Annotated in this window: 5 protein-coding genes; all 5 read left to right on the top strand. The window is 41.5% G+C overall.

From position 1 onward, the window contains the following. The first annotated feature begins 125 nt into the window (after nucleotides 1-125). Genes COS96_02125 through COS96_02105 form a run of 5 tightly spaced genes read left to right on the top strand, consistent with a single transcriptional unit; the run spans nucleotide 126 to nucleotide 3,811 of the window. Nucleotides 126-833 carry a hypothetical protein gene (locus COS96_02125; GenBank protein ID PIU43865.1) on the top strand — a complete coding sequence of 236 codons (708 nt, stop codon included), beginning with the start codon at nucleotides 126-128 and terminating at the stop codon, nucleotides 831-833. Between the two features lie 29 nt (nucleotides 834-862). Next, entirely contained in the window at nucleotides 863-1,432 is a 570-nt protein-coding gene (locus tag COS96_02120; GenBank protein PIU43864.1) for a pyruvate synthase, read from the top strand. Next, nucleotides 1,419-1,688, top strand: coding sequence for a pyruvate synthase (locus tag COS96_02115; GenBank protein PIU43863.1), 270 nt, complete (start codon nucleotides 1,419-1,421; stop codon nucleotides 1,686-1,688). The genes COS96_02120 and COS96_02115 overlap by 14 nt, the downstream gene beginning before the upstream one ends. A gap of 36 nt (nucleotides 1,689-1,724) precedes the next feature. Then, a complete protein-coding gene (gene porA, locus COS96_02110; GenBank protein ID PIU43862.1) occupies nucleotides 1,725-2,897 on the top strand; it encodes a pyruvate ferredoxin oxidoreductase in 1,173 nt (390 codons plus the stop codon). Next, nucleotides 2,894-3,811, top strand: coding sequence for a pyruvate ferredoxin oxidoreductase (locus COS96_02105; GenBank protein PIU43861.1), 918 nt, complete (start codon nucleotides 2,894-2,896; stop codon nucleotides 3,809-3,811). Before porA ends, COS96_02105 begins: the two co-directional genes overlap by 4 nt. Nucleotides 3,812-4,095: the final 284 nt, after the last annotated feature.

Genomic DNA, 4,095 nt, shown 5'->3' with positions numbered 1-4,095 from the left:
TGGCGGTAATGGTGGCGTCATGGATGATTATGTGGGAGATATACGAGCGGACAGGCGGATTTAAGAAGCGGTATAAAGATCCTCAAAATCGATAAAGAAAGAAGGGCAAAATTTCAATAAAAATTATGAATTCAAAAACAAAAATCTTAATCGGAGCGGGAATCGTAATTGGAATTTTGGCAGTGATTTTGCTTGTGTCATTCTTCTGTCCTAAGCCTTGCGGATCAGAGAGCAAATGTATTGGGATAAGACACAATATTAATTCTTGTCCGCCAAATACTTTTTGCGGACTTCCGGATCCTTATTGTTACGGATTGTGTATTAGTCCCAAAAAGGTACAGAACACACAAGCCCAAATTACAGAATCTAAAGCTATAGCGATAGCCAAGGCAACCGAAGAAGTGAAGGAGTTCTTGAAGCTATATCCGGATGCGGATTTAACTGCGTTTCAAACAGGGTGGTGTGATATGATGTGGCAGGTGAGAGGTGTCTATGTAAAATGCGGACAAGAGATTGATAAGCTAACTTGGGTTGTCTCTTATCATAAAGGCGAGGGATGGCAACCAACGAATGCTGTTGCAGTTAAGCTTGGCATTGACGCAAAAACTGGTGAAATTTCCGCAAAATATCCGAAACCGGAATATATTAAGAATAAAACATATTGCGAAAATGATGGCGAATGCCTGTGCGCTAGCTGTTGCGGTGGATGCGCAGACTTTATTTACGTGCCATTAATAAAGGCGCAATCAGAAAATATTTTATGTTACGCATGTTCCTGTGCTACAGGCGATAATTGCAAATGCGTAAACAATGCCTGCGGGGGGGGGCTATAAACATAAAACAATAAAAGTGGTAGAATTGAATTATGCTAAAGATTAGAATTTATAGTCGAGGGGGGCAGGGCGGGAAGACAGCTGCGGAAATTTTCGCCACTACCGCCATCAATAAAGGAATGGAAGCAAAAACCTTCCCTGAATTCGGGCCGGAAAGAACCGGCGCGCCGACTAATTTTTATATTAAAATCGGAGAAGGAGGAGATAAAGCTATAAGAAGCAACGAACCGGTGGAAAAATCAGACATAGTTTTGGTTCTGGATGAAGACCTCCCTAATGTCGGAGGGATTATTGAACATTTGGGAAAAGGAGGGACTTTTATTTTTAATTCTTCTAAAACCCCTGTTGAACTTAAAGAAAAATTTTTTCCAAAAATATCTAATATCAAAATTCTATCCATTGACGCGACTAAAATTTCTTTTGAATTGTTTGGAAAAGACTTTCCCAATATCTCGGCCATCGGCACCCTGGCGAAAGTTTCAGGGATCTTGAGTTTGGAGGAATTGGCAAAATCGGTAGAGAGCAAGTTTTCCCGCTTACCGAAAGAAGTATTGGAGAAAAATATTAAAGCATTAAAAATCGGTTATGAAAAAATCTAAATTTAAAGAATTAAAGCCGGTTTTGCCGGCTGGAACAAGCGAACGGCTAAAGACCGGTTCTTGGCGTGTTTTGACTCCCTCAATTGATAACAACAAATGCGCTAAGTGTTTTAAGTGCGTTAATTTTTGTCCGGAAAATTCCATAAAATACAACGAGAATAAGGGACAGATGGAAATTGATTTTGAATACTGCAAGGGATGCGGAATTTGCGCTCAAGAATGTCCGGCCAAAGCCATCACCATGAATAAGAAATAAAAGAAGTCATTAAGTGATTAAGTGATTAAGTAATTTATGAAAAAAGAGAAAACAAAAAATTATATAATAAAACCGATGTCTGGCGGGGAGGCGGCGGCCGAGGCCTTGCGTCAGATTGGAATTGAGGTCATGGCTTCTTATCCGATTACTCCCCAAAGCCCGATTATTGAAACATTCAGTAAGATGGTTGCTGACGGCCGGGTTAACGCTGAAACAATAAATGTTGAGTCAGAGCATTCAGCCATGAGCGCCTGTGTCGGTTCAGCTGTAGCCGGAGCCAAGACAGCCACAGCCAGCAACTCTCAAGGATTAGCCTTGATGTCGGAAATCGTTTACGTCGCTTCCGGTTTGCGCCTGCCGATTTTAATGGCCATAACTAATCGGGCTTTGTCAGCGCCGATAAGCATCCATTGCGACCATTCTGATTCAATGATGGTCCGCGATTCCGGCTGGATTCAGATTTATACAGAGAACGCTCAAGAGTTTTATGAGTTTTTGATTTTGGCTTTTAAAATCGCTTCCAGAAAAGAAATTTCTCTGCCTATTATGGTTATGGCAGACGGGTTTATAAGCACTCATCAGCTTGAGAAAGTGGCTATCTTTGACGATAAAGCCATAGCTGATTTTATCGGAGAATATAATGCTCCTTATGATTTCCTCAATCCTCAAAAACCGATTTTAGTCGGGCCGTTTTCCGTTCAGGATTCTCATTTTGAATTTAAATTGAGCCAGCAAAAAGCCATTGAAAGAGTTCCGGCTATATTCAAGGAGGAGGCTAAGAATTTTAAGAAAATAACCGGCAAGGATTATAAGTTTTTTGAAGAATATCGTTTGAAAGACGCTAATACAGCTATTGTTGTTATGAATTCCACAGCCGGAACGGCCAAGGAAGTCGTTGATAAATTAAGAGATAAGGGAGAAAAAGTCGGGCTTTTGAAACCTCATCTTTTCAGGCCATTTCCCTACAAAGAAATTGCCGAGGCGCTGAAAAAGGTTAAGAAGATAGCTGTTTTAGACAGGTCTATGTCTTTTGGCGCTAATCCTCCTCTTTTCGCTGAAATTAATCAGAGCTTAGCCGGAACAAGAATTCCTATTCAGAAATATGTTTTCGGGCTTGGCGGGAGAGCGATTTTTGAAAGGCAAATAGAACAGGTGTTTGCAGATTTAAAAAAAGGAAAAATTGACGACAAAATAAAATATATTCAATAAATATGGATTACAAAGAATTGGCGGGAAAATTAAATAAACAAAAATTGGCCAAGGGCACTCGGACTTGCGCCGGCTGTCCTATTCCTGTTATTGTTCGCCAGATACTGGCTCAAACAGACGCTCCAATAGCCGCCTCAATGGCAACCGGCTGTCTTGAAGTTACAACAACTATTTATCCTGATAATGCCTGGGGGATTTCTTCTGTTCATAACGCTTTTGAAAACGCGGCTGCTACGATCTCCGGAGTAGAGACAGCTCATAAAATTTTGGCGAAAAAGGGAAAGCTTCAATCAGGGGCCGAGAAATTTAAATTCGTTGCTTTCGGAGGCGATGGCGGAACTTATGATATAGGATTTCAAAGTTTGTCCGGAGCAGTGGAAAGGAGGCACAATTTCCTTTACGTCTGCTACGACAATGGGGCTTACCAAAATACCGGAAATCAGAGGTCTTCAGCCACGCCGGAAGGAGTTAAAACCGAAACGACTCCGTTGGGGAAAGAAACGCCGAGAAAAGATATGATGAAAATTATGGCCGGCCATAATATGCCTTATTTGGCTCAAGCTGCTGTTCACAATCTGTCGGATCTGGTTGCTAAGGCCAAGAAAGCTTTTGAAACCAAAGGGCCTTCTTTTCTTCTGGTTTTTTCTCCTTGCGTTCCTGGTTGGGGATATTCCCCCAAGGACACAATCAGAATTTCAGAACTGGCCTTTGAAACCAACTTTTGGCCTCTTTATGAAATTGAAAACGGAAAATATAAAATTACCGCCAAGCCGACAGTAATAAAACCGGTTCAAGAATTTTTGAAAACGCAAAAAAGATTTGATCACTTGCTCAAAGATGAACAGGCGGTCAAAGAGATTCAAGATAACGTGGACAATGGCTGGAGAGAGCTCAATGAAATGAGTATTGAGTAGTAAGTAGTAAGTATTAAGCAAAAAAAAAGAACACCTTCTGTTTCTGAAGGTGTTTTGCTTTATCGCCTCGGACGGGATTGAACCCGTGCATATCCTCTTGACTCACGTGCGTCAATAAGATAACTCGATTAGCAGTCGAGCGCCTTTGTCATCTTGGCTACCCGAGGCAAAATATAATTGCAGTCGGCAGGATTTCAACCTGCGCGCTCCGATTTTGTGAACCGGCGGTTGGACTGGTTACCACTCACCCACGTCCCGTAGATTTACCTTTGAATCCGAACACT

It is taken from the genome of Candidatus Nealsonbacteria bacterium CG07_land_8_20_14_0_80_39_13 (assembly GCA_002779355.1).
Classification (GTDB): domain Bacteria; phylum Patescibacteriota; class Minisyncoccia; order Minisyncoccales.
This window is presented reverse-complemented; position numbering and strand designations above follow the sequence as displayed.

Bases quoted from the DNA above. Each gene is read 5' to 3' on its own strand.
- COS96_02125 (PIU43865.1), top strand. From the start codon at position 126: ATGAATTCAAAAACAAAAATCTTAATCGGAGCGGGAATCGTAATTGGA.
- COS96_02115 (PIU43863.1), top strand. From the start codon at position 1,419: ATGAAAAAATCTAAATTTAAAGAATTAAAGCCGGTTTTGCCGGCTGGA.
- porA (PIU43862.1), top strand. From the start codon at position 1,725: ATGAAAAAAGAGAAAACAAAAAATTATATAATAAAACCGATGTCTGGC.